This window comes from Mycobacterium sp. TH-M82, assembly GCF_057473605.1.
Map to the genome: position 1 here is coordinate 1 of NZ_JBYCKY010000365.1, position 26,083 is coordinate 26,083.

22 protein-coding genes are annotated in these 26,083 nt (G+C 65.9%); 13 read left to right on the forward strand and 9 right to left on the reverse strand.

What is annotated here, in order from left to right:
- The 7 genes from AC2VON_RS11215 to AC2VON_RS11245 all read left to right on the forward strand — a co-directional run.
- Positions 1–392, forward strand: a 392-nt coding sequence (locus AC2VON_RS11215) for an NUDIX domain-containing protein (RefSeq protein WP_486953027.1), incomplete at its 5' end; no start/stop codon positions are given.
- Positions 393–420: 28 nt separating this feature from the next.
- Positions 421–2,850, forward strand: coding sequence for a DUF6049 family protein (locus tag AC2VON_RS11220; protein WP_486953046.1), 2,430 nt, complete (start codon positions 421–423; stop codon positions 2,848–2,850).
- Complete coding sequence (gene murJ, locus AC2VON_RS11225; protein ID WP_486953028.1) at positions 2,847–6,335, forward strand: murein biosynthesis integral membrane protein MurJ; 3,489 nt, start codon at positions 2,847–2,849, stop codon at positions 6,333–6,335. The genes AC2VON_RS11220 and murJ overlap by 4 nt, the downstream gene beginning before the upstream one ends.
- A gap of 60 nt (positions 6,336–6,395) precedes the next feature.
- Positions 6,396–6,965: an RNA polymerase sigma factor SigM gene (gene sigM, locus AC2VON_RS11230; RefSeq protein WP_486953029.1), complete on the forward strand. Its 570-nt coding sequence runs from the start codon at positions 6,396–6,398 to the stop codon at positions 6,963–6,965.
- Between the two features lie 45 nt (positions 6,966–7,010).
- Entirely contained in the window at positions 7,011–7,469 is a 459-nt protein-coding gene (locus AC2VON_RS11235; protein WP_486953030.1) for a hypothetical protein, read from the forward strand.
- 73 nt (positions 7,470–7,542) lie between these two features.
- A complete protein-coding gene (trxB, locus tag AC2VON_RS11240; RefSeq protein WP_486953031.1) occupies positions 7,543–8,547 on the forward strand; it encodes a thioredoxin-disulfide reductase in 1,005 nt (334 codons plus the stop codon).
- A 183-nt stretch (positions 8,548–8,730) separates the two neighbouring features.
- Positions 8,731–9,960: an N-acetylmuramoyl-L-alanine amidase gene (locus tag AC2VON_RS11245; protein ID WP_486953032.1), complete on the forward strand. Its 1,230-nt coding sequence runs from the start codon at positions 8,731–8,733 to the stop codon at positions 9,958–9,960.
- Here AC2VON_RS11245 and AC2VON_RS11250 read toward each other — a convergent pair.
- From AC2VON_RS11250 to rpmH, 9 genes are all read right to left on the reverse strand, one after another.
- Entirely contained in the window at positions 9,922–10,707 is a 786-nt protein-coding gene (locus AC2VON_RS11250; RefSeq protein ID WP_486953033.1) for an acetyltransferase, read from the reverse strand. The genes AC2VON_RS11245 and AC2VON_RS11250 overlap by 39 nt on opposite strands.
- A 207-nt stretch (positions 10,708–10,914) precedes the next feature.
- The gene (locus AC2VON_RS11255) at positions 10,915–11,940 is read right to left on the reverse strand and encodes a ParB/RepB/Spo0J family partition protein (protein WP_486953034.1); all 1,026 of its coding nucleotides are present in this window, start codon (positions 11,938–11,940) and stop codon (positions 10,915–10,917) included.
- An 84-nt stretch (positions 11,941–12,024) separates the two neighbouring features.
- A complete protein-coding gene (locus AC2VON_RS11260) occupies positions 12,025–13,092 on the reverse strand; it encodes a ParA family protein (protein ID WP_486953035.1) in 1,068 nt (355 codons plus the stop codon).
- Positions 13,089–13,859 carry a 16S rRNA (guanine(527)-N(7))-methyltransferase RsmG gene (gene rsmG / locus AC2VON_RS11265; RefSeq protein WP_486953036.1) on the reverse strand — a complete coding sequence of 257 codons (771 nt, stop codon included), beginning with the start codon at positions 13,857–13,859 and terminating at the stop codon, positions 13,089–13,091. Before rsmG ends, AC2VON_RS11260 begins: the two co-directional genes overlap by 4 nt.
- 53 nt (positions 13,860–13,912) lie before the next feature.
- On the reverse strand, positions 13,913–14,476 hold the full coding sequence (locus AC2VON_RS11270; RefSeq protein WP_486953037.1) for a Jag family protein: 564 nt from the start codon (positions 14,474–14,476) through the stop codon (positions 13,913–13,915).
- Between the two features lie 75 nt (positions 14,477–14,551).
- Positions 14,552–15,613, reverse strand: coding sequence for a membrane protein insertase YidC (yidC, locus tag AC2VON_RS11275; protein ID WP_486953047.1), 1,062 nt, complete (start codon positions 15,611–15,613; stop codon positions 14,552–14,554).
- A gap of 43 nt (positions 15,614–15,656) precedes the next feature.
- On the reverse strand, positions 15,657–15,995 hold the full coding sequence (yidD, locus tag AC2VON_RS11280; RefSeq protein WP_486953038.1) for a membrane protein insertion efficiency factor YidD: 339 nt from the start codon (positions 15,993–15,995) through the stop codon (positions 15,657–15,659).
- Between the two features lie 17 nt (positions 15,996–16,012).
- The gene (gene rnpA, locus AC2VON_RS11285) at positions 16,013–16,396 is read right to left on the reverse strand and encodes a ribonuclease P protein component (protein WP_486953039.1); all 384 of its coding nucleotides are present in this window, start codon (positions 16,394–16,396) and stop codon (positions 16,013–16,015) included.
- Positions 16,397–16,433: 37 nt separating this feature from the next.
- The gene (gene rpmH, locus AC2VON_RS11290) at positions 16,434–16,577 is read right to left on the reverse strand and encodes a 50S ribosomal protein L34 (protein WP_486953040.1); all 144 of its coding nucleotides are present in this window, start codon (positions 16,575–16,577) and stop codon (positions 16,434–16,436) included.
- 612 nt (positions 16,578–17,189) lie between these two features.
- Between rpmH and dnaA the strand changes: the two genes are divergently transcribed.
- From dnaA to AC2VON_RS11320, 6 genes are all read left to right on the forward strand, one after another.
- A complete protein-coding gene (gene dnaA / locus AC2VON_RS11295; RefSeq protein ID WP_486953048.1) occupies positions 17,190–18,671 on the forward strand; it encodes a chromosomal replication initiator protein DnaA in 1,482 nt (493 codons plus the stop codon).
- A gap of 499 nt (positions 18,672–19,170) precedes the next feature.
- Positions 19,171–20,376, forward strand: a complete 1,206-nt coding sequence (dnaN, locus tag AC2VON_RS11300) for a DNA polymerase III subunit beta (RefSeq protein WP_486953041.1) — start codon at positions 19,171–19,173, stop codon at positions 20,374–20,376.
- 38 nt (positions 20,377–20,414) lie between these two features.
- Positions 20,415–21,626, forward strand: coding sequence for a DNA replication/repair protein RecF (gene recF, locus AC2VON_RS11305; protein WP_486953042.1), 1,212 nt, complete (start codon positions 20,415–20,417; stop codon positions 21,624–21,626).
- Positions 21,623–22,168 (forward strand): DUF721 family protein, encoded by a 546-nt coding sequence (locus tag AC2VON_RS11310; RefSeq protein ID WP_486953043.1) that lies wholly within the window; start codon positions 21,623–21,625, stop codon positions 22,166–22,168. Before recF ends, AC2VON_RS11310 begins: the two co-directional genes overlap by 4 nt.
- A 242-nt stretch (positions 22,169–22,410) precedes the next feature.
- A complete protein-coding gene (gene gyrB, locus AC2VON_RS11315; RefSeq protein ID WP_486953044.1) occupies positions 22,411–24,453 on the forward strand; it encodes a DNA topoisomerase (ATP-hydrolyzing) subunit B in 2,043 nt (680 codons plus the stop codon).
- 47 nt (positions 24,454–24,500) lie between these two features.
- Positions 24,501–26,083: DNA gyrase subunit A (locus AC2VON_RS11320; protein ID WP_486953045.1), on the forward strand; the 1,583-nt coding region annotated here is incomplete at its 3' end.

The following is a 26,083-nucleotide window of genomic DNA, read 5'->3' on the forward strand; positions in this document are numbered from 1 at the left end:
AGGAAACCGGAGTCCGGGGCAGCGTGCTGGCGGCCCTCGGCAGCATCGACTACTGGTTCGTTACCGAGGGCCGGCGGGTGCACAAGACCGTGCACCACTACCTGATGCGGTTCTCCGGCGGCGAACTGTCCGACGACGACATGGAGGTCGCCGAGGTCGCGTGGGTGCCTATCCGGGAGCTCTCATCCCGGTTGGCCTACGCCGATGAGCGCCGGCTGATCCGGGTGGCCGACCGGCTGATCCACAAGCTGCACACCGACGGCCCGGCTGCGCTGCCGCCGCTGCCGGCGATCGCTCCGCTGCAGCAACCCCAGACGCATTCGCGCACCCGCGATCGCCGCTCAGACCGGCCGGCACCGGGCCGGAACTACGGTCGCGGAGCGGCCCCGTGACCCCTCGGTGACGATGCGCAGCGAATCGATGCGGCGATGCACGCCGAGGCGGGCGCTCAGGCGGGGTGATGCAGCGCGCCTCACCGTGATAGCCGCCATCGTGGCGGGCTGGGCAACCGCATGCGCCCTGTGCATTATGTCCGCTTTGTCCATCGGCGCCCCGCGCGCCGCAGCGGGCGAGCCCGGTGCGGTGTCGTTCGTAGCGATCCGGATCGGCGGGGTGACCCCCGCGGTGGTCACCACGACCAGTGACCCTGTGGTCACCGTCACCGGGACGGTGACCAACGTCGGCGACCGTCCGGTCCGCGACGTGATGGTCCGCCTCGAGCAGGCGGCCGCTGTCGCGTCCTCAGCCGGCTTGCGCACCAACCTGGACGGCGCCGACGACCAGTACCGTCCAGTGGGCGACTTCGTCACGGTGGCCGCCGAGCTGCAGCGCGGTCAAGACGCCCCCTTTACCCTGTCGGCCCCGGTTCACTCACTGCGCCAGCTGTCGCTGGGCGTCGATCGGCCCGGGGTGTATCCGTTGCTGGTCAACGTCAACGGCACACCCGACTACGGCGAACCCGCCCGCCTGGACGACGCCCGCTTCCTGTTGCCGGTGGCGGGTGTGGCCCCTGACCCGGGCGACCCGGACGCCGGGCAGCTGGCCACCGTCATCGCGCCCGACACCTCCAAACCGGTGCAGCTCACCGTGCTGTGGCCACTGGCGGACCGTCCGCGGCTGGCCCCGGGCGCACCGGGCGGCACGCTGCCGGTCCGGCTCACCGACGACGACCTGTCGGGCTCGCTGGTCGCGGGCGGCCGGCTGGACGCACTGCTCTCGTCGGCCGAATTCGCCACCACCCCGGCCGCCGACGCCGACGGCGCCGTCACCCGGTCGCTCTGCCTCGCGGTCGACCCCGATCTGTTGGTCACCGTCAACGCCATGACCGGTGGCTACGTGGTCACCGACATACCCGACTCCTCCGACAGCGCCGCCGTCCACCCCGGCACCGGCCAGGCCGCCGCGACGGCATGGCTGGATCGACTGCGCAGGTTGGCACACCGGATATGCGTGGCACCGATCCCCTACGCCCAGGCCGATCTCGGCGCCCTGCAACGGGTCGGCGACCCGGGCCTGGCCGCGATCGCCGTCACCAGTCCCGGCGAGATCATCGACCGGATCCTCGGCATCACCTCGACCCGGGGCGCCACCCTGCTCGGTGACGGCCCACTGACCGGTGACACGGTGGACCTGCTCAGCACGCAGGGTGGCACGGTGGCGATCGCCGCCGGTGACTGCGCCGACCGGGATTCCGCTACCGGCGCGTCGCCGATCGCCGACCTCACCCCGCATCGAGTGTCGCCACAGGTGGTGACCGCACCGTTCGACCCGGCCGTGGGTGGCGCACTGGCCGCGCTGGGCGCCGAACCGGCGGCGCCGACCTACCTTGATCCGTCACTCGCGGTTCGGCTTCAACACGACTCGGCTGTCGCACGCCGCCAGGATGCGCTGGGCTCGATGCTCTGGCGCAGTCTGGAGCCCGACGTCGCCCCCCGCACCGAGATCGTGCTGCCACCGAGCTACTGGGAGCCACGCGCCGACGATGCGCAGGCCGTGCTGTCCACCGTGGCCACCGCGATGCGCTCCGGCCTGGCGGTGCCGCAACCGTTGCCGGCGGCGATCGCAGCCGCCCGAGCGCTCACCGCCGAAACCCCGCTGCGCCCGGCAACCGGCGAGGCGGCGCGGGGCCGGTTCGGTGACGACGTCGTCGCCGCGATCGCCGGCCAGATGGGTCGGTTGTGGGGGCTGACCTCGGCACTGACCACCGAGGCCCGCACCGGACTGACCGGCGGTTCCTACACAGCACCGCTGCGGGAGGACATGCTCAGGGCACTGACCCAGGCGGAGCCCCCGGCCGCACGCAACGGGCTGGCCGCGCATCGGGTCGCGGCCGTCGCCCGCGCCATCGACGACCTGTTCGCCGCGGTCACCATCGTCAACCCGACCGGCTCCTACACCCTCGCCACCGAGCACAGCCCGCTGCCGCTGGCGCTGCGCAACAACCTCGCGGTGCCGATCCGCGTGCGCCTGCACATCGACGCACCTCCCGGGATGACGGTCGCCGACGTCGGGGAGATCGAGCTGCCGCCCGGATACCTGCCGCTGCGGGTGCCGGTCGAAGTGCACTTCAACCAGCGAGTCGCTGTCGACGTGGCGCTGAGCACCCCGGACGGGTTGCCGCTCGGCGAGCCGGCACGGCTGTCGGTGCACTCCAACGCCTACGGAATGGTGCTGTTCATGATCACCATGACGGCCGCCGCAGTGCTGGTGACACTGGCCGGACGGCGGCTCTGGCACCGCTTCCGCGGCCAGCCCGACCCCGCGGACCTGGACCGCCCCGATCCCCTCGCCGCCTCGGCAACCGGGAGTTGCGACATCGAGCGGCGAGCAGGCTCAGGAAGCCCCAGATGAGTGCGCCGCGCCGGCGCGCCGGGCCGGCCGGCCAGCCGGCGCCGCAGCGGGTCAGCCCGGCCGCCCACCCGGAACTCACCGACGCCGCGGTGGTGTCACGGTCCTGGGGGATGGCGCTGGCGACGCTGGTCAGCCGGATCACCGGCTTCGCCCGGATCGTGTTGCTGGCCGCGACCCTGGGCGCCGCCCTGACCAGCGCCTTCTCGGTGGCCAACCAGCTGCCGAACCAGATTGCCGCCCTGGTGCTGGAGGCGACGTTCACAGCGATCTTCGTGCCGGTGCTGGCCCGCGCCGAACGAGACGACACCGACGGCGGAGCCGCATTCGTGCGACGCCTCGTCACTCTCGCCACCGCGTTGCTGCTGGTGACCACCGTGATGTCGGTGACCGCTGCCCCGCTGCTGGTGCGATTGATGCTGGGCGGTGACCCCCGGGTCAACCCGGCGCTGACCACCGCGTTCGCCTACCTGCTCTTGCCGCAGGTGATCGGCTACGGCCTGTCGTCGGTGTTCATGGCGATCCTGAACAACCGGAACGTCTTCGGACCACCGGCGTGGGCGCCGGTGGTCAACAACGTGGTGGCGATCGGCACCCTAGGGCTCTATCTGGCGGTGCCGGGTGAGCTCTCGGTCGACCCGGTGCGGATGGGCAATGCCAAGCTGCTGGTGCTCGGCATCGGCACTACCCTCGGGGTAGTCGCCCAGACCGTGGTGTTGCTGGTGGCGATCGGGCGCGAGCGCATCAGTCTGCGTCCGCTGTGGGGCATCGACCAACGCCTCAAACGCTTCGGGGCGATGGCCTCCGCGATGGTGCTCTACGTGCTGATCAGTCAGGTCGGCCTGGTGGTCGCCAACCAGATCGCCAGCACAGCGGCCGCCTCCGGCCCGGCGATCTACTACTACGCCTGGCTGTTGCTGCAGTTGCCGTTCGGCATGATCGGTGTGACGGTGCTGACGGTCGTGATGCCGCGACTGAGTCGCAATGCCGCCGCCGACGACACCCCCGCGGTGCTCGCGGACCTGTCGCTGGCCACCCGGCTGATGATGGTCACGCTGATCCCGACGGTGGCGGTGATGACGGTGGGCGGCCCGGCGATCGGCAGCGCGCTGTTCGCCTACGGCAACTTCGGCGCCGTCGACGCCGGGTACCTAGGCGCCGCCGTTTCGCTTTCCGCGTTCACCCTGATCCCCTATGCCCTGGTGCTGTTGCAGCTGCGAGTGTTCTACGCCCGCGAGCAACCCTGGACGCCGATCGCGATCATCGTCGTCATCACCACGGTCAAGATCGTCGGCTCCGTACTGGCGCCGCATCTCACCGGCACACCCGACCTGGTCGCCGCCTATCTGGGCACGGCCAACGGAGTCGCGTTCCTGTCCGGGGCGATCGTCGGCTACTACCTGTTGCGGCGCACATTGCGGCCCTTCGGCGGCCATCTGGTCGACACCGAGGTGGTGCGCACCATCCTGGTCACGACCACCGCGGCGCTGCTGGCCGGACTGATCGCCCATGTACTGGGCCGGCTGCTGGGGCTGGCAGCCCTGACCAGCGGGCAGGGCGGCGGCGGCTCACTGCTGCGACTGCTGATCATCGCGCTGGTGATGCTGCCGATCATGGCCGCGGTGATGCTGGCCGCCCGGATACCCGAGGCGCAGGCGGTGTGGGCTGTCGTGCCATGGCTATCTGGCCGTGGTCGTCAAGCTGGTGTGCCCAACCAGCAACCTCGCCGGATCGGCGTCCCGTACCCTGAGCTCAACAATCCGTTCGTGCCGGGCACGAATCTGGCCTGCGAAGCAGCCCGGCGCGAACCCCCGCAACGCAGCGGCAGGCCCACGGCGAAAGGCCGGACGGCGAAAGGCTCGAGGGTGCACGACAACCCCTTGGACGGCCCCCACGCGGCACTCGGACAGCGCGCGCCGGGGGTACGGCAAGCTCGCGACGGGCGGCCCCCTCCGGTCGCCCAGACCCCTCGGGAGGCTGTGCTGGATTCCGCTCTCGAACCGGCGCCACCGGACGACGCGCACCCGGTGCCCGGCGCCAGCCTCGCCGGCGGTCGCTACCGGTTGCTGATCTCCCACGGCGGCACACCCGCGCTGCAGTTCTGGCAGGCCCTGGACACGGCCCTGGACCGGCAGGTGGCACTCACCTTCGTCGACCCGGATCAGACCCTGCCCGAGGGGGAGGTGCACGAGATCCTGTCACGCACCCTGCGGCTCAGCCGGATCGACCTGCCCGGTATCGCTCGAGTACTCGACGTGGCCCACACCGGCTCGGGCGGCTTGGTGGTCTCGGAGTGGGTTCGCGGCGGATCGCTGCGTGAGGTGGCCGAGACGTCACCCTCCCCGGTCGGCGCCGCCCGCGCCATGCGGTCGCTGGCTGCCGCCGCCGAGGCCGCACATCAGGCCGGCGCCGCGTTGTCGATCGATCACCCCAGCCGGGTGCGGGTCAGCATTAACGGTGATGTCGCACTGGCATTCCCGGCCACCATGCCTGCCGCCAACCCGGAGGATGACATTCGCGGAATCGGCGCAGTCCTCTACGCGCTGCTGGTCAACCGCTGGCCGCTGCCGGAATCGGGCACCGCATCCGGATTCGCACCCGCCGAACACGATTTCGCCGGCCACCCCGTCGAGGCGGACTCCGTCGATCCTGATATTCCGTTTCAGATTGCGGCGGCGGCAACCCACTCGATCGAAGCGGATGGCGGGATACGCAGTGCCTCAACACTTCTGAATCTGCTGCGGCAGGCGACGACGGTGGCCGAACGCACCGATCTGTTGGGTCCGATCGACGAGGAGCCGCCCCCGCCACCCGTGAAAGCACCGCCCGACGAAGTGACCCGCATCCGGCGTCGGCACGCCGTGCTGATCGGAAGCGGCGCCGGTGGCGTGATACTCCTGGTAGCCCTGGTCATCCTGGCCTCGGTGCTGAACCGCATTTTCGGCGACGTCACCGGGCTGGACAAAGACCAACTCGGCCTGAACAACCCGTCCACCGGGTCGTCTCAGTCATTGCAGGCCAGCTCCGTCGCGCCCGGCAACATCGTCAAACCGCTGCGGGCGACCGTGTTCTCGCCGGGCGGTGGGGCCGATGCGCCACAGGACGCTGGGCTGGCCATCGACGGGAATCCCGCCACCTTCTGGCCGACTGACACCTACCACGACTCGTTGCCGTTCCCCAATTTCAAAAGCGGCGTCGGGCTGATGTTGCAGCTGCCCGCACCCACCGTGGTCGACACGGTGGCGATCAGCGTCTCCAGCACCGGAACCCGGGTGCAGATACGCTCCTCGCCGAACCCGAACCCGGCCAGGCTGGAAGACACATCGGCGCTGACCCAGCCTAAGCTGCTACAGCCCGGTTCCAACCGGATCGCCGTCAACGCATCGTCGCCGACGTCCAACCTGTTGGTGTGGATCTCCACGCTGGGCGCCACCAACGGTGAAAGTCGCACTGAGGTCTCCGAAATCACCGTGTACGGCGCGGCGTAAGGATCCCGCCGGGTGAACGGGTGAAGTGCCCGACCATGGCCGATTGGTTAATGTCCGGCCATGCAGCACGAGAAACACCAGCAGCGGGGACGCCGGGAACTCAGCGACGCCGAGTTGCTCGCCGCGCACGTCACCGGCGACCGCTACGCGTTCGAGGAGTTGTTCTACCGCCACCACCGCCAGCTTCGTCGACTGGCCTGTCGCACCAGTCGCAGCAGTGAAGACGCTGCCGATGCCTTGCAGGATGCGATGTTGTCCGCGCATCGCGGCGCCGCCTCGTTTCGCAATGATGCCGCGGTCAGCAGTTGGCTGCACCGGATCGTGATCAACGCCTGCCTGGATCGACAGCGCCGTAGCACAACCCCCCTCAGCGCCGCCCTCGACGACCACACCCGACCGGTTGCCGACCGCACCGCACAGGTGGATACCGCGATCGTGGTACGGCATGCGCTGATGCGGTTGCCATCCGAGCAAAGGTCCGCGGTGGTCGCCGTGGACATGCACGGTTACTCGATCGCGGACACTGCCCGCGCACTGGGTGTGGCCGAGGGTACCGTCAAGAGCCGCTGTGCACGAGGGCGAGCCCGGCTGGCGGTGTTGCTCGGTCATCAGCGAACCGACTGTGCATAATGGCCCGGCTGTGCATGAGCGGACAGATGGCGGACACTGAATCGGATGCACACCGGTGACGACCATCCCGCGCACTCGGTCCCGAGCCGGATAACCACCGCGACCGGGATCGCCGCCGCGCTCACGGGAGTCGGCCTGGGAACGGCGGCCCTGATCGGCGCCCCCCAGCCGGTAACGAGTGGGCCGGACACTCTGCAGCACATCACGGCGACGTCACCGCCGCTGCCGCTGTCCGCACAAGAGATCCTCGCGCTGCTGGAACGCGAGCCGGACTTCGGGCAGCTGGACGACCCGCGGCGCCGTGCTTCGTGTCTGACCGGCCTGGGCTATCCGGCGTCCACCCGGGTGTTGGGCGTCCGGCCCGTCGAAATCGACGGTCGTTCCGCGGTACTGCTGGTGTTGCCCGGCGGGCAGGCCGACACGGTGCTTGCGCTGGCGGTGCGGCCCAGTTGTAGTTCCGCCGATACCGGGCTGCTGGGCGACACGGTGGTCCGCCGCCCGTAGCGTCCCCGGGAACAGTCGCGCTTCCGTTGGCGTTGATAGCCGCTGTAGCAGGCTTCGAGCGGAAAGGCTCTCCATGACCGTCACACCGACCATCCACGATGTGATCGTCATCGGCTCCGGCCCGGCCGGGTACACCGCCGCGATCTACGCCGCCCGGGCGCAGCTGGCGCCGGTGGTGTTCGAGGGAACCTCGTTCGGCGGCGCGCTGATGACCACCACCGAAGTGGAGAACTACCCCGGTTTCCGGGACGGCACCAACGGCCCCGACCTGATGGGCCAAATGCGCGAGCAGGCCCTGCGTTTCGGGGCCGACCTGCGCACCGAGGACGTCGAATCGGTGGTGCTGACGGGGCCGGTCAAGTCGGTCGTCACCGCCGACAGGCAGACGTATCGGTCCCGGGCGGTCATTCTGGCGATGGGCGCCGCCGCGCGCTACCTCCACATTCCCGGTGAGCAGAATCTGCTCGGCCGTGGTGTGAGTTCGTGCGCCACCTGCGACGGCTTTTTCTTCCGCGACCAGGACGTCGCGGTCATCGGTGGCGGCGACTCGGCGATGGAGGAGGCTCTGTTCCTGACCCGGTTCGCCCGCAGTGTGACGATTGTGCACCGGCGTGACGAGTTCCGGGCCTCCAAGATCATGGTCAGCCGTGCCCGCGGTAACGACAAGATCCGGTTCATCACCGACAGCGTCGCTGTGGCGGTGGAAGGTGACGACACGGTGACCGGGCTGCGACTGCGCGACACCCGCACCGACGAGGAAACCACGCTGCCGGTGACCGGCGTTTTCGTCGCGATCGGTCACGACCCACGCTCTGAGATGGTGCGCGGCCGCGGAGTAGACGTCGACGCCGACGGATACGTCCTGGTGCAACAGCCCACCACCCGCACCTCGGTCGAGGGCGTGTTCGCCGCGGGCGACCTGGTGGACCGGACCTACCGTCAGGCGGTCACCGCCGCAGGCACCGGCTGCGCTGCGGCGATCGACGCCGAGCAGTGGCTGGCAGACTCCGCAGACCGTGCCCACGTCGCCCCCGGCGGCACCGACAACAATGCCGCCCTGATGGGAACGGCGTCATGACCGCCATCGGGAACACCGGACACGCTGGCCGTCTTCGACACCTGTTTCGGGGTCCTTCCCGACGCCGTCGCATGCTGCCCCCGGCTTGAGTATCTGGGACAATTCTGGCTAACCTGCTCGCTAACCCGCAGACGAGGGTCAGCCGTTTCTGACGGCTGACACCGGTGACCGGAGGAACCTGCTATGCCGAGTCGGCACCGTGGCGCGGACGGCGCGCTGCGTTGCGGCGACCGCAACGCAGCTGTCGTCGAAATCCGGACAGCACTGGCGGCACTGGGGCTGGTGAACAGTCCCGACGCCGACCTGACCACCGGCAAGAACGTGGCGCTCGACGTGTTCGACGAAGAACTCGACCAGGCGGTGCGTGCCTTCCAGCAGCAGCGAGGCCTACTCGTCGACGGGATCATCGGCGAAGCCACCTATCGTGCGCTGAAGGAGGCATCCTACCGGCTGGGCGCCCGCACCCTCAACCACCAGTTCGGCGCACCCATGTACGGTGACGACGTCGCCACCCTGCAGGCCCGTCTGCAGGACCTCGGCTTCTACACCAACCTGGTCGACGGCTATTTTGGTTTGCAGACACACAATGCGTTGATGTCCTACCAGCGTGAGTACGGCCTGTACGCTGACGGCATCTGCGGCCCGGACACGCTGCGCTCCCTCAATTTCCTGGCTTCGCGGGTCACCGGCGGTTCGCTGCACGCATTTCGCGAGGAAGAGCTGGTACGCCGTTCCGGACCGAAGCTGTCGGGGAAACGGATTGTCGTCGATCCGGGCGGCGGTGGGACAGGTGATGGCCAACAGGGGATGATTGCCCAGGGCGACAGCGGCCTCACAAGCGAAGCCGATGTGTTGTGGGACTTGGCAAGTCGACTAGAGGGCCGGATGACCGCGATCGGCATGGAAACATTTCTCTCCCGGCCGAGTGGTCGCAGCCCGTCCGACGCCGAGCGGGCCGCCACCGCCAACACCGTCGGCGCCGACCTGATGATCAGCCTGCGCTGCGCAACCCACACCAGTCTCACCGCCAACGGCGTGGCCTCCTTTTACTTCGGCAACTCGCACGGTTCGGTCTCCACCATCGGACGTAATCTGGCTGATTTCATCCAGCGAGAGGTGGTGGCTCGCACCGGGTTACGAGATTGCCGCACTCACGGCCGGACCTGGGACCTGCTGCGCCTGACGAGGATGCCCACCGTCCAGGTCGACGTCGGTTACATCACCAACCCGCATGACCGCGCAATGCTGATATCGGCGCCGACCCGAGATGCCGTCGCCGAGGGCATCCTGGCCGCGGTCAAGCGGCTATATCTACTGGGGAAGAACGATCGGCCCACCGGGACGTTTACTTTCGCCGAGTTGCTCGCCCACGAGTTATCGGTGGACCGGTCCGGCCAACTCGGCGGTTCGTAGCAGGTTTGCGGCTGCAGCACCCGCCCCCACCGGCTCCTGCAACCGGGCGTTCTCCAGCAGTCGTTCCAACGCGGCTTCCACCTCGGCTTTCCAGCCCAGCCCCTTGTCCAGCTCTAACCGCAGCCGTGGAAAATACCGGTGCGGTGCGACCACACTGAAGCCGACCCCGAGCAGAAAATCCGCCTCGATGATGCAGTGCTCAACCGAGCAATCGCCCAGCACGTCGAGCACCGGTTCCAGTTCGGGCTGCGCGCTCGGCGAATCCAAGAGTTCAGCGACCGCAGGGGTGCGACCGAATGCTTCCAGCGCCCGGACGCCACGGCGGATCAACTCACCGACCACTCGGGCAATCAAATCGCGGGACAGACCGTCGGCCCGCGGCCCGGGTTCGACACCAAGCGAGGTCAGCAACACCGCGTCGGCGGAGACCGGCGCGGTCGGAAACCGGCGTGCCCGCGGGACGGCGCGCGGCGGTGCGTAGAGCACATAGCCCAGACACGGGGTGTCGCCGCCACCCTGTTGGCTCGGGTCTCGTGGATCCACCGCCGCTGCCGTGGCAACCTGGCCGCACGATCCCCACTCCAGCATTACCATCGACAGCCAGGCTTCCTTTTCGAACTCCGGGTCGGCGAGCCGGTCACCGTGGCCGAGGATCGCCGGATCCACCTCCCAGAAGACGCAGCGGCGCGCATGCTTGGGAAGCTGCTCGAAGCCTTCGAGACGCAGCGGTGTGATTCGAACGGACACGAGACTCCCGGACTCAACGCGGTGGTGCCATGCCAGCAACCGTTTTAAGGATAGGAGAACTGGGGTGCTGCGTGCCACAGCACGGCGTGCGGTTGCCACCGACTGAGTTGCCTACCCTGCCTGTGGGGGCCTGCCGCTACCGCCCTGGCCGGAGGCCAACCGTGCCGCGGCGGTCGCGGGGGCGCAGCTGGTTTGAGGTCGAACGCTTTAAGCGGTTGCCGTGTTCGGCGTGTTCAGCGTGTTCATGAGCAAGACAATGCGCTGTAGGTCGTCCACGGACCCGAACTCGATGACGATCTTGCCCTTGCGCTTGCCCAGACTAATGCTGACTCGGGTGTCGAAGGCGGTGGACAGTCGCTCGGCAACGTCCTGCAGACCGGGCATCTGGATCGGCTTGCGTCCCCGCGGGGTGGGCGATCCGAGGTCGCCGCAGTTGGCTAGGGTGACTGCTTCTTCGGTGACGCGAACCGAGAGCCCCTCCGCCACGATGCGCGCGGCCAACTCCTCCTGGGCCTCAGGTCCTGCCTCCAACGAGAGCAACGCCCGGGCGTGGCCTGCAGACAGCACACCGGCCGCGACCCGGCGCTGCACGGCGAGCGGCAGTCGCAACAATCGGATCATGTTCGTGACCAGCGGTCGGGACCGCCCGAGTCGCGCGGCCAACTCATCGTGCGTGACCCCGAATTCGTCGAGCAACTGCTGATAGGCCGCCGCTTCTTCCAGAGGGTTCAGTTGCACCCGGTGAATGTTTTCCAGCAGCGCGTCCCGGAGAAGGTTGTCCTCCTCGGTCTCCCGGACGATCGCCGGGATAGCCATCAGGCCGGCTTGCTGCGCCGCTCGCCAGCGCCGCTCCCCCATCACCAGTTGGAAGCGGGGCTGGCCGAGTGCCTCGGAAGCAGCGCCGGGCAGCGGCCGTACCACTATCGGCTGCATCAAACCGAACTCGCGGATGGAGTGCACCAGTTCGGTGAGCGCTTCGTCATCGAAGACCTGGCGCGGCTGGCGTGGGTTCGGCTCGATCAGCGCCGGATCGATTTCGCGGTAGACCGCCCCTATGTTCTCCCTACCGTCGGTGCCCCTCGGCGCCGGGGCGCCCAGCACCACATCCGCCGCGGCGTCACCCATCCGCGGGCCCAGCGCCCGCGAACCCGAGTTCGCATCGGCGGGCGCGGTGGGGATCAGCGCCGCCAGTCCGCGGCCCAGGCCACCCTTCCTGCGTGACGGCTGGCTCATGGGCGCCGCTCCTCCCCATCGCTTCGCTCTGCATCGTCGCCGGCTCTACTCATGGGCGCCGCTCCTCCCCATCGCTCCGCGGGGTCATGATCTTGCCTTGGCATCAGTCGGCCCCTCGCGCCCGGCAAGCTCCCGACTGGCATCCAGATAACTCATCGCACCACGCGATCCCGGATCGTATTCGATGATCGTCATGCTGTATCCCGGCGCCTCGGACACCTTGACGCTGCGCGGGATTACGGTGCGGAGGACTTTGTCCCCGAAGTACCGGCGCACCTCAGCCGCCACCTGGTCGGCCAGTTTCGTCCGCCCGTCGTACATCGTCAAGAGCACCGTGGTCACCTCGAGGTTGGGGTTGAGATGAGCCTTCACCATCTCGATATTGCGCATCAACTGCGACACGCCCTCCAGAGCGTAGTACTCACACTGGATAGGAATCATGACCTCCGGTGCCGCGACAAGCGCATTGATGGTGAGCAGTCCCAGCGATGGCGGGCAGTCAATGAAAACGAAGTCGAAGTCGAGGTCGCCCAGGCCGGCGAGCGCGGTCCGCAGTCGGTTCTCCCGCGCAACTGTGCTGACCAACTCGATCTCCGCGCCGGCCAGGTCGATGGTGGCCGGGACACAGAACAGCCGCTCACTGTGCGGACTTTGCCGCAGAGCCGCATTCAGCGGGATATCGCCGATCAGCACCTCATACGACGACGGTGTGCCGGATTGGCGATCGGTTATGCCCAACGCGGTGCTCGCGTTACCTTGAGGGTCCAAGTCGATGACGAGTGCCTTGAGCCCCTGGACGGCGAGCGCACCCGCGAGGTTTACGGCCGTGGTGGTCTTGCCGACGCCGCCTTTTTGGTTCGCGACGGTGAACACCCGACGCTGCTTCGGCCTTGGCAACGGCTCGTGGGCGGTGTGCAGCACCTGCATTGCGCGCTCCGCCGCCGCGCCGATGGGGGTATCGAACTCGTTCGACGTTTCACGTGAAACACCGGCGGGCGAACCCTGCATCGTCGGTATCACCGGCGGATGATTTTGCGCACCAACCCGGTTCGGCGGTGCAGCGGTGGTAGCGGATGCACGGGCTGCGGCGGGTGCACTGGGTGAGGAATGATCGCGGGCGTTCGCTCGTCGCCGACCATCTGTTTCAGTCATGTCGGTGTCCTGGAACGCCCGGGTCGCGCCACCGGTTGGCCTCGGCTCCGCGCTCCGCGTAGCGCCACCACCACGGTTGCGGGCGGACTCAAATAGTTCACGCCACATCTCACCACCCTGACATCGTCGGCACCCAGAGCGATCATCACACGCCGGTGTTCGGCGAGTTCTGCAGGTGCCCGCTCGCCTTTGACGGCGAGCATCTGCCCCCCGGGCCGCAGCAACGGCAAGCTCCACTCCGTCAGCCTGTCCAAAGCCGCCACCGCCCGCGACACCACCGCGTCCGCCCCGCCGGCCGCGCCGCGCACAGCAGCTTCTTCAGCGCGTCCGCGGATCACCTCCACCTCCAGGCCCAGTTCCGCGACGGCCTCGCGAAGGAACTCGCTGCGACGCAGCAAGGGTTCGACCAGCACCACCTCGAGGTCCGGCCGGGCGATCGCCAGGGGCAAACCGGGCAGCCCGGCGCCACTGCCGATGTCGACAACGCGCTCACCCGGTTGCAGCAATTCGCCGATCGCGGCGCAGTTGAGCAGGTGCCGGTCCCAGATCCGGTCCGTCTCCCGGGGCCCGAGCAATCCCCGCCGCACACCGGCACCGCCCAGCACGGCGGCGTAGCGCCGGGCCAGGTCCAGCCGTCCCCGGAAGATATCGGATGCCGCGTCGAGTGGTTCATTGAGCGAAGGCACACCCTGGGACGCCCGAGGTGGTTCGTCGCCTTCGGCACGGTCCGCCGAGCTTCCCACCCCGACACGTTTCACGTGAAACATTCCTCCGACTCACGGAGAGAACGGGTGGGTTGAACCAACACAGTTATAACTCTCTAGCCCGGCCGGACCACGACGTGGCGGGACGGTTCCACGCCCTCGCTTTCACTGTGCACACCCGGCACCGCCGCAACGGCATCGTGCACGATCTTACGTTCGAACGGCGTCATCGCAGTCAGCTTCTCGTCCTCGCCGTGCTCCAGCACCCGTCTGGCGACTTCCTCGCCCAACGCGGTCAGGTCCTCCCGGCGCCGTCGTCGCCAGCCACTGATATCGAGCATGAGCCGGCTGCGCTCTCCGGTCTTCTGGTGCACAGCCAGTCGGGTCAACTCCTGCAGCGCATCGAGGACTTCGCCCCTTCGCCCCACCAACTTGGTCAGGTCGTCACCGCCGTCGATGCTCACCACCGCGCGAGCACCCTGCACGTCCAGGTCGATATCGCCGTCGAAGTCGAGTAGGTCCAACAACTCTTCCAGATAGTCGCCGGCGATCTCCCCCTCGGCAACCAACCGCTCCTCCACGTCCCCCGCTTCCTCTGCGTGGCCGTCAGTGGCGTCAGTGGCGTCGAGTCCGTCTGGACGGTCCGTACCGCTGCGTTCTGTGACCTCAGGGTCTGTCATGGCTACCTCCTATGCATTCCCTCTGCATTCACCGCCGGTAATCAACCGATCGCACTCGCCGACAGTGGCGCCCGCTCAACGCCGGCGTTTTTTCGCCTTGGCACCGGGGCGCGTGCCCCGACTCCGCGCCGCCAGTTTCGGCCTGCTTGTATCGACCGGTGACGATTGTCGTTCACTTCTCGGCTCTTTCGTCTCGCCGTCAGGCGTCGGCCGGCCAGTGGTCGTTTCGCCGACGGCGTCCGCTGCCGCACCGTCGCCGTCTCCGTGCCGCGGCCTGGGTGTTCTTTTGGGCTTGGCACCCGGCGCTGGTGCGTTCGCCGCACGTCGGCGCAGCGCCTCCTCCTTCTTGGCCTCGTCCTCTTTGGCGATCACACCGAAGACGTAGTGCTGCTGACCGAAGGTCCAAATATTGTTGGAGACCCAGTAAAAAATGATGGCCAGCGGCAGGAACGGCCCGCCTACCACAACCCCCAGCGGGAACACGTACAGCGCCAATTTATTCATCACCGCGGTCTGTGGATTGGCGGCAGCCTCTGGACTCTGTCGCGCCACCGACGCTCGGCTGTTGAAATACGTTGCAATGCCTGCCAAGATCATCACCGGCAACCCGACGGCGATCACTGCGGGGCGGCTAAATTCGGTAAACGCGTCCAAACCGGTTCGTTGCGTCATGAACGCCCCGAGCGGCGCACCGAACAGGTTGGCATCGAGGAAATGGGCCACATCGGCGGGACTGAACACATAGTTGCCGGTAGCCCGGTTCTCGGCTACCGAGAGGTGTGGCTGGCCGAACCCCCCGGTCGTCCGGTTGAACGAGCGCAGTACGTGATATAGCCCCAGGAACACCGGGATCTGCGCCAGCATCGGCAAGCACCCCAAGATCGGGTTGAAGCCGTGCTCACGCTGGAGCTTCTGCATCTCCAGCGCCATCTTTTGGCGGTCCTTGCCGTACTTTTTCTGGAGTGCCTTGATTTGCGGCTGCAGCTCCTGCATCTGGCGGGTCGTCCGGATCTGGCGGACGAACGGCTTGTACAACAGTGCACGCAGCGTGAAAACCAGAAACACCACCGACAGCGCCCACGCGAAGAAGTTGGACGGTCCCAGCATCATTGCAAAAGCCTTGTACCACACCCACATAATGGCCGACACCGGGTAGTAGACGACGTCGAGGCTGGCCCAATTAAACAACCGGCTCGCTCCCCCCCTGCTTTACCGGCCTGCCCTGGCCAGCTGGACCGGCCAGCTCGAATTCGGCCCGTTCGGGTATGGGATCCCATCCGCCGGGATGCCACGGCCCACACTTTCCCAGTCGGATTACCGTCAGCCGGGTACCTCGGATCAGACCGTACTCGCGCAGTGCCTCCACCGCGTACTGACTGCAGCTAGGTACGAACCGGCAACTGGGCAGTCGCAGCGGTGAGATCATATGACGATACAGCTCGATGAGGAAGATCACTGCCCGCACGACCCTTCCTGCCCGCACCGGCTCCCCACACAACACGCGACCGAACCTCCTCACCGCAGATCCCCGGTGCCTCACCGATGGCCACCCTCCAGTCGAGCAAGACACTCCAGGCCGGATCTCAGCTGCTGTTCCAGGCACGCCGACTTCATCTGGCTGCTGCCCGGGAGCGCACGAATCACCACCTGTCCCGACGGTTCCAGCCCGGCGAGGATACTGCGCGCCGCATGCCGTAGTCGCCGTGCGACTCGGTGCCGCTGCACCGCCGAACCTACCGACTTCCCGATTATCAAGCCGACACGTGGGCCTGATACCTCAGCACTCTCAGCACCTCCGACCGGCGATCCACCGATCCCCCGGCCGTGGATCACGATGTCGCGCTGCACAACCCTTCTTCCGTATTTAACCGTCGCGGTGAAGTCAGCCGATCGCCGCATCCGGTACTGCGCGGAGAGCACCGCTTCCTGCCTGTCCGACCCGTTTCGGTACCCATCCTCAAGCAGTCAGCGAACGCCGCCCTTTCCGGCGCCGGCCTGAGACAATCCCACGCCCGGCGCGGGTCCGCATACGAAGCCGGAAACCGTGAACCCGGGCCCTCCGGCGATTGTTCGGCTGAAAGGTCCGCTTGCCCTTGGTCACGGCACACTCTCCTTGCTGCGCATCGCATCTGCCGTGCACACCGCGGTGTGGCGTGCCCACACTAGCCGACGCGCTGGTAAGTCTCGCTAAACTTCTACATCTCGCTGGGAACCGGCTTGTTAACCTGGAGCGCCGGTACAGCATCGGTCACAGCCGTATCGCCAACGTTCGGGCGACCGTTCGAAGGTTACTGATGTGGCTTCGCCAGGTCAAACCTCGGCTACCGTTATCCTGGCACCGGTCACCAACCGCCGGGCTCACCCCACCACCCACAGTCGTCCCATCGACCACATCCAGTTACCAAAATCTCGATCACTCGAGGCAATATCACCAAACGATTGGCCCCTCTCAACCAAACCTGTTAACTTCTGGCAATGCCGTTCAGCACCGGAACGGTACCCGACAACCAAGCGACGACGAATCGGCCCTCAATCCAGACAAGTCTTGCTGACTCTGTGAAACGCCGAGTTCAGATGCAGCGGCTAGTGGGCCGTGACCTGCACATGAACGCGTTGTCCACACCTGTGGATAACTGTGTGGACAGTTCGCCATCGCAACACAAGAGGGTGCGTCTCGACGTCGAACCAGGAAGATCCGTCTTTGCCCGATAACCTGACCGATGACCCCGGCCCCGGCTTCGCGACAGTCTGGAATGCCGTCGTCTCCGAACTCACCGCCGACACCGGCGCCGCAGTCGGCAACGGCCACAGCTTGCCCAAGGTCTTGACCCCGCAACAAAGAGCCTGGCTAAACCTGGTGCAGCCGATCACCATTGTCGAAGGGTTCGCGCTGCTGTCGGTGCCCAGCGGCTTCGTCCAAAATGAGATCGAACGCCACCTGCGCACCCAGATCACCGACGCACTCAGTCGCCGCCTGGGTCAGCCGATCGAACTCGGCGTCCGCATCGCACCATCCGCGGAGGACGCAGAGAGTGCAGCTACCGAGAACCGCAGCGACACCGAAGACGAGGCCGATGTTGACCTCGACAATGTAGTCGACACCCAATACGAGTGGCCCACGTATTTCACCGAGCGGCCCAGCGACAACTCGGCCGCTGCCGAGGGAACCAGCCTAAACCGCCGATACACCTTCGACACCTTCGTGATCGGCGCCTCCAATCGGTTTGCTCACGCCGCCACACTCGCCATCGCCGAAGCGCCGGCACGCGCCTACAACCCGTTGTTTATCTGGGGTGAGTCCGGGCTGGGCAAGACACATCTTCTCCACGCCGCCGGCAATTACACCCAACGACTGTTTCCCAGCATGCGCGTCAAGTACGTCTCCACCGAAGAATTCACCAACGACTTCATCAACTCCCTACGTGACGATCGTCGCGTCGCGTTCAAACGCAGCTACCGCGACATCGACGTGCTGTTGGTCGACGACATCCAGTTCATTGAAGGCAAGGAGGGCATCCAAGAGGAGTTCTTCCACACGTTCAATACCCTCCACAACGCCAACAGGCAGATCGTCATCTCCTCTGACCGCCCGCCGAAACAACTCGCCACCCTGGAAGACCGGCTGCGCACCCGGTTCGAATGGGGCTTGATCGCTGACGTGCAGCCCCCCGACCTGGAGACCCGCATCGCCATCCTCCGCAAGAAGGCGCAAATGGAACGGCTCGACGTACCCGACGACGTACTCGAGTTGATCGCTGCCAGCATCGAACGCAACATTCGCGAACTCGAAGGTGCGCTCATCCGGGTGACCGCGTTCGCATCCCTGAACAAAACAACCATCGACAAAGCGCTCGCCGAGATCGTGCTGCGTGACCTCATCGCCGACGTCAGCACCATCCACATCAGCCCCGCGACCATCATGGCCGCTATCGCCGAGTACTTCGACACCACCGTCGAAGAACTACGCGGTCCTGGCAAAACCCGGCCGCTAGCGCAGTCTCGACAGATCGCCATGTATCTCTGCCGTGAGCTGACCGATCTGTCGCTACCCAAGATCGGCCAGGCGTTCGGCCGCGATCACACTACCGTGATGTACGCCGACCGGAAGATCCGCAGCGAGATGGCCGAACGACACGAGGTTTTCGACCAAGTCACAGAACTGACCACCCGGATTCGCCAACGCGCCAAGCGTTGACCACAGGCGCCGGCCAGTCAAAAATGCATCGCAAAACTTCCGTCCCACCCACACCACTGGTCGCAGCAACGAGCTGTGCAGCCCGTTGTGCATAACTTGTCGACGCTGCCCCGCCCACTGCGATCCCGATGCACAACTCACGCTCGATCCCCAACGACCACCGTGGCATCACCACTGTCACACACCGATGATCCCCAGCCGCGAAACCTACTCACCAGCGACGATGATGCCGCTACCCAAGATCCACAAGCCCTATTACTGATACTTGTCTTTTCACCTCAATCCTTCTTAGAAGAACACGGTTGGGGATGGCGTCATACACACCCGGGTGAGCCGCGGCGGGTTGAGCCGTCCCAAGCCGGTCCTGGCGGCATCGCCGAATACCTTTCCAAGATGCAGTCCGAAGCCGTACGGTTGGTCTTCCACCGCCGTTACGCTTGTCATGCGCAGCCGCCGGGTAAAGCTCGATACGAAAGTGACACGGTGACGAAGGAACACTATGGATGCGGTAACCAGCAAAGTTGATCTCACGGACTTGAAGTTTCGCCTGGACCGGGACGACTTCGCCGATGCGGTGGCCTGGGTAGCGAAAATCTTGCCGCAGAGACCGACCGTGCCGGTGTTGGCCGGGGTCCTGCTGGTCGGTTCTGACACCGGCCTGACGGTGTCCGGGTTCGACTTTGAGGTTTCCGCCGAGGTAAACCTGGCCGCCGAGGTCGCCTCGCCGGGCACCGTTTTGGTGTCCGGCCGGCTGTTGTCGGACATCACACGCGCGTTGCCGGCTCAACCTGTCGACGTCAGCGTTGAGAGCAATCGGATGCTGTTGACGTGCGGCAACGCCAAGTTCGCCCTGCCGACGATGGCGGTGGAGGATTACCCGACGTTACCGACGTTGCCGGAGGAGACCGGTGCGATGCCCGCTGAGTTGTTTGCCGAGGCGATCGGCCAGGTAGCGGTTGCGGCGGGCCGGGATGACACGTTGGCTATGTTGACTGGCATTCGAGTTGAGATTTCCGGTGACACAGTGGTTTTGGCGACGACCGATCGGTTTCGCCTGGCGGTTCGTGAGCTGACTTGGTCGTCATCGGCGGAGTCGGCCGAGATCGAGGCAGCGGTGCTGGTTCCGGCTAAGACATTGGCCGAAGCCGCCAGGGCCGGGGCTGAGGGTTCCGAGGTGCACCTGGCGTTGGGAGCGGGGTCAGAAGTGGGCAGGGAGGGCTTGCTTGGTATCAGCAGTGCCGGGAGACGCAGCACCACCCGGCTGTTGGATGCTGAGTTTCCGAAATTCCGTCAGTTGCTGCCCAGCGAGCACAGCGCTGTCGCCACTGTGGGGGTGGCAGAGTTGACCGAGGCTATCAAACGGGTTGCGTTGGTGGCTGATCGTGGCGCGCAGGTTCGAATGGAGCTGGGTGAACAGATGCTGCGACTCTCAGCAGATGCGGGCGACGGTGGCCATGCCGAAGAAGACCTGCCGGTGGACTTCGCCGGCGAGCCGTTAACGATCGCGTTCAACCCGGCCTACCTGAACGACGGATTAGGTTCACTGCACAGCGAGCGGGTGTCGCTGGGATTCAGCGATCCGAAGAAGCCAGCGGTGCTGCGACCTGTCCGCGGCGACGATCCCCCGCCGGAAGGTTCCGGACCGTTCCCGGCGCTGGCGTCTGATTATGTCTATTTGCTTATGCCGGTTCGGTTGCCCGGCTGATCGACCTGACGCGCTGATAGCAGAGGTGGATCGTTGAGGTGTATGTTCGTCGGTTGGGGTTGTGTGATTTCCGGTCGTGGGCGCATGTCGACCTTGAACTCGGGACCGGAGCGACGGTGCTGGTGGCACCCAATGGCTATGGCAAGACCAACCTCGTTGAGGCACTGTGGTATTCGGCCACTCTGGGTTCATATCGGGTGGCCGGCGACGCACCGTTGGTCAGGGTGGGTGCGACTCGGGCGTTGGTGTCGACGATCGTTGTCAACGACGGTCGTGAACTTGCTCTTGATGTCGAGATCACGGCTGGGCGTGCGAACAAGCTGCGCCTGAACCGAACGGCGGTACGCAACGCGCGCGAGGTGATCGGGGTATTGCGAGCGGTGCTGTTCGCGCCTGAGGACCTTGCTATGGTGCGCGGTGATCCTGGTGAAAGGCGCCGGTACCTCGACGACCTGGCCAGTGTGCGCCGGCCGCGAATCGCGGGCATCCGGGTCGATTACGATCGGGTGTTGCGTCAGCGGACGGCGCTGCTGAAAAATGCTTCCGGGGTGCTGCGTCGTGGCGGACATGGTGAGCGTGCCGACTGCGCCGACCGCGATGTAGGCAGCAGTATCGATGTTTGGGATGAGCAGTTGGCTACGCACGGCGCCGAGCTGATGGCGGCACGCATCGATTTGGTGAATCAGTTAGCGCCGGAAGTGGAGAAGGCGTATCAGTTGTTGGCGCCGGAGCGACGAAAAGCCGCCATCGCCTACCGGCCTAACCTGGAGATGGCGCCCGAGGAGCTTACCGGCGATGTGGTCCATCTGAAGGAAGCGTTGCTGACCGCGCTGTCGCGACGTCGCTCGGCTGAGCTTGAACGTGGCGTGTGTCTAGTCGGTCCGCACCGCGACGAATTGGAACTGCGACTCGGCGATCGACCGGTGAAAGGTTTTGCCAGCCATGGCGAATCGTGGTCCGTTGCGCTGGCTCTACGATTAGCCGCCTATGAGCTGCTGCGCGACGAGGGACCCGAGCCGGTGCTGCTTCTCGATGACGTGTTCGCCGAATTGGACGACGCCCGCCGCCGAGCGCTGGCCAAGGTCGCCGGTTCTGCGGAACAGTCGCTGGTCACTACGGCGGTGCCGGAAGATATCCCAGCGGAGTGGGGGGCCACGCAGGTGCTGATAACCCTCGCCGCGGCTGACGAGGGGCGGGTGTCGAAGGTGGCGGAGATCATATCTGCGCCCGTTGACAGGGAGCGGAAATGACTGATCAGCACACGCCCGCCTCCGAGCCCCCGGGCGGCACGGATTTTGTCCGGCGCGCCTTGCAGGAGGCACGCGATGCGGCGCGCAGAGAGGGCAAGGACGTCGGCCGGGGTCGGAGATCGTCGAGCCGGCGCCGCGTTGCTGGCAGCGGTAGCCGGCGCAGTTGGTCCGGCCCGGGCTCGGATCGGCGTGATCCGCAATCTCTGGGGGCGGCCACCCGGGACGTGGCACGTATCCGAGGCTGGTCGGTGCGCGTCGCCGAAGGCGCGATATTCGGTCAGTGGTCGTCGGTGGTAGGTTGGCACATCGCTGATCACGCTAGACCGACCGGGTTGCGGGACGGCGTGCTCAGCGTGTCCGCTGAGTCGACGGCATGGGCCACGCAGCTGCGGATCGTGCAGGCACAACTGATTGCCAAGATCGCCGCCGCAGTCGGTAACGGGGTGGTGACGGCGCTAAAAATCACCGGGCCGACCGCGCCATCGTGGCGTAAGGGGCCGCTGCACATCGCCGGCCGGGGGCCCCGCGACACCTACGGCTGACCGGTCATCCGGCCCGCGCCGACCACTGAGAGCAACGGGCTGAGCTCCTCTACAAGCATGCAAATGCGTCTGGCCAGCGGAGGACCACTCCTGCGGTGGCGATATCGACGCTACGGGCTGATCAGATGGTGGGAAACACCGCCAGAAAACCGGCCCTGTCGGTGGATCACGGTAGACTGGCAGCCGACCCGCCGCGGTAACTTCACTGCGTGCACATGACCCCTGAGGAGAGCTCTCCGACCGTGGCTGCCCAGAAGAATAAAGCGCAACCCACGTACGACGCCCAGGCCATCACAATTCTCGAAGGGTTGGAGGCCGTCCGCAAACGTCCCGGCATGTACATCGGCTCCACCGGTGAGCGCGGGTTGCACCATCTGGTCTGGGAGGTGGTCGACAACTCGGTGGACGAGGCGATGGCCGGCTACGCGACCGCCATCGACGTGGTCCTGCTCGAGGACGGCGGCGTGGAGGTGCGCGACAACGGCCGAGGCATCCCGGTCGGCATGCATGAATCGGGTATCCCCGCGGTCGACGTTGTGATGACCCAGCTGCACGCCGGCGGCAAGTTCGGCGGCGAGAACGGCGCGTATGCGGTCTCCGGTGGACTGCACGGGGTGGGAGTGTCCGTGGTCAATGCGCTGTCCAACCGGCTGGAAGTCGAGATCTACCGCAACGGCCACGAATGGTTTCAATGCTATGACCACTCGGTGCCGGGCACCCTCAAGCAGGTAGCGGAGACCAAAAAGACCGGCACCACCGTTCGGTTCTGGGCCGACCCGGATGTCTTCGAAACCACCGAGTACAACTTCGAGACCGTCACGCGCCGGTTGCAGGAGATGGCTTTCCTCAACAAGGGGCTGACCATCACCCTCACCGACCAGCGGGTGACCCAGCAAGACGTCGTCGACGAGATCGTCAGCGACGTCGCCGAGGCTCCGAAGTCGGCCGAAGCGAAGGCCGCCGAGTCGGCCGCACCGAAAAAGGTCAAGCGGCGAGTCTTCCATTACCCCGGCGGGCTGGTCGACTATGTCAAGCACATCAACAGCACCAGCACGAAAACGCCGATCCACTCCAGCATCGTGGACTTCTCCGGCAAAGGCGAGGATCACGAGGTCGAAGTCGCGATGCAATGGAACACCAGTTATGCCGAATCGGTGCATACCTTCGCCAACACGATCAACACCGCGGAAGGTGGCACCCACGAAGAAGGCTTTCGCACGGCATTGACCTCGGTGGTCAACAAGTACGCCCGAGACAAGAAGCTGCTCAAGGACAAAGAGGCCAATCTGACCGGCGACGACGTTCGGTTGGGTTTGTCCGCTGTCATCTCGGTCAAGGTTAAAGAACCGCAGTTCGAAGGCCAGACCAAGACCAAGCTCGGCAACACCGAAGTGAAGTCGTTTGTGCAGAAAGTCTGCAACGAGCAGCTCGCGCACTGGTTCGAAGCCAACCCGTCCGAGGCCAAGGCGGTGATCAACAAGGCGATCTCGTCGGCTCAGGCCCGCATCGCGGCCGCCAAGGCCCGGGACTTGGTGCGCCGCAAGAGCGCCACCGATCTCGGAGGGCTGCCCGGGAAGCTGGCCGACTGCCGTTCGGGAGACCCGAAGAAATCGGAACTGTATGTGGTCGAAGGTGATTCGGCTGGCGGATCGGCCAAGAGCGGCCGTGACTCTGAATTCCAGGCAATTCTGCCGCTGCGCGGCAAGATCATCAACGTGGAGAAGTCGCGCATCGACCGGGTGCTGAAGAACACCGAGGTGCAGGCGATCATCACCGCGCTGGGCACTGGAATCCACGACGAGTTCGACATCTCCAAGCTGCGTTACCACAAGGTCGTGCTGATGGCCGACGCCGATGTCGACGGTCAGCACATCGCTACCCTGCTGTTGACCCTGCTATTCCGTTTCATGCGGCCGCTGATCGAACACGGGCACGTGTTCCTGGCGCAGCCGCCGCTGTACAAGCTGAAGTGGCAGCGCGGTGCCGAGCCGGAATTCGCCTACTCTGACCGCGAGCGGGACGGCCTGCTGGCGGCCGGGAAGAAAGCCGGCAAGAAGATCAACGCCGACGATGGCATCCAGCGCTACAAGGGTCTGGGCGAGATGGACGCCAAGGAGTTGTGGGAGACCACGATGGACCCGGCAGTGCGGGTGCTGCGCCAGGTCACCCTCGATGACGCTGCCGCCGCCGACGAGCTGTTCTCCATCCTGATGGGCGACGACGTCGAAGCGCGACGCAGCTTCATCACGCGCAACGCCAAAGATGTTCGTTTCCTGGATGTCTGACGGGGCGGCGTCCCCGCCGGATTCGCTGATCGACGAACGAGGAGTAGATGACAGACACCACGCTGCCACCCGGTGACGGCTTCATCGACCGGGTCGAGCCGGTAGACATCCAGCAGGAAATGCAACGCAGCTATATCGACTACGCGATGAGCGTTATCGTGGGCCGGGCGCTGCCGGAAGTGCGCGACGGGCTCAAGCCGGTACACCGCCGGGTGCTGTACGCGATGTTCGACTCCGGCTTCCGGCCGGACCGCAGCCACGCCAAATCGGCCCGCTCGGTTGCCGAGACGATGGGCAACTACCACCCGCACGGTGACGCGTCCATCTACGACACCCTGGTGCGAATGGCCCAGCCGTGGTCGCTGCGTTACCCGCTGGTCGACGGCCAGGGCAACTTCGGGTCGCCGGGCAACGACCCACCAGCCGCAATGCGGTACTGCAGTACGGCAGATACGTTGGTGCGCTTACCATTTGGTAAGTCGATACGCATCGGCGATGTCTTTGAAGGCGCGCAACCCGACTCCGACCACGCCATCGAGACGAAGGTGCTCGACCGGCACGGCAACCCGGTTTCGGCAGATTGTTTGTTCCATTCGGGCGACCACCAGACCTACAAGGTGCGCACCGCAGAAGGCTACGAGGTCACCGGCACGGCCAACCACCCGCTCCTGTGCTTGGTCGACGTCGGCGGTGTGCCCACGCTGCTGTGGAAGCTGATCGAAGAGATCCGCCTTGACGATCACGTGGTGCTGCAGCGGACTCCTCCAACGGAGTTCGGCCCAGCCGACTGGAACGCAACGTTGGAAGCGCTTCTGTTGGGAGCTTTCACCAGCGAGGGTTTCGTATCTGAGACGCGGGCGGGGTTCAACAACCTTGACCGCGATTACTTTCACATGGTGGTGAGCGCTTACGACGCTGTTGTCGGCGGTAAGCGGTACGTCTCGCAACGGAGGATCAGATCGGGATCGCTGCTGTATGAACTTGATATCCACAATCCTGCAGAATTGAAGAAAACCCGACTTGGGGAATTGTGCGGGCAGCGTTCGGCAGAAAAAGTGGTGCCGGAATGGCTCTGGCACTCCCCCGCCGCGGTCAAGCGAGTGTTCCTGCAGGCCCTCTTCGAGGGCGACGGCTCCTGCTCTGCCCTGCCTCGCAACACGATCCAGATCTCCTACTCGACGCGCAGCGAGCGACTGGCCAAAGACGTCCAGCAGCTGTTGTTGGAATTCGGGGTCATCTCCCGCCGCTACCGCCATGCTGTCGGCGAGTACAAGGTCGTCATCACCAACCGCGCCCAGGCCGAACTGTTCGCCAGCCAGATCGGTTTCGGCGGTGCCAAGCAGGAGAAGCTCACCGAAATCCTGTCGTCGATGCCGCCGTGCGCCGGTATGGACAGCGATCATGTTCCCGGGCTGGCCCGGTTCATCCGCCGGCACTGCGGCAGCCGCTGGATCGACAAGGACTGGCTGAATCGCCACAACATCGACCGCATCCAGCGCTGGCGCACCCGCGGCGAGGAAATCCTCGGTCACATCGCCGATCCAGACGTGCGTGCGATCGCCTCCGAGCTCACCGACGGCCGTTTCTACTATGCAAAAGTCGCCAGCGTCACCGACGCCGGGGTGCAGCC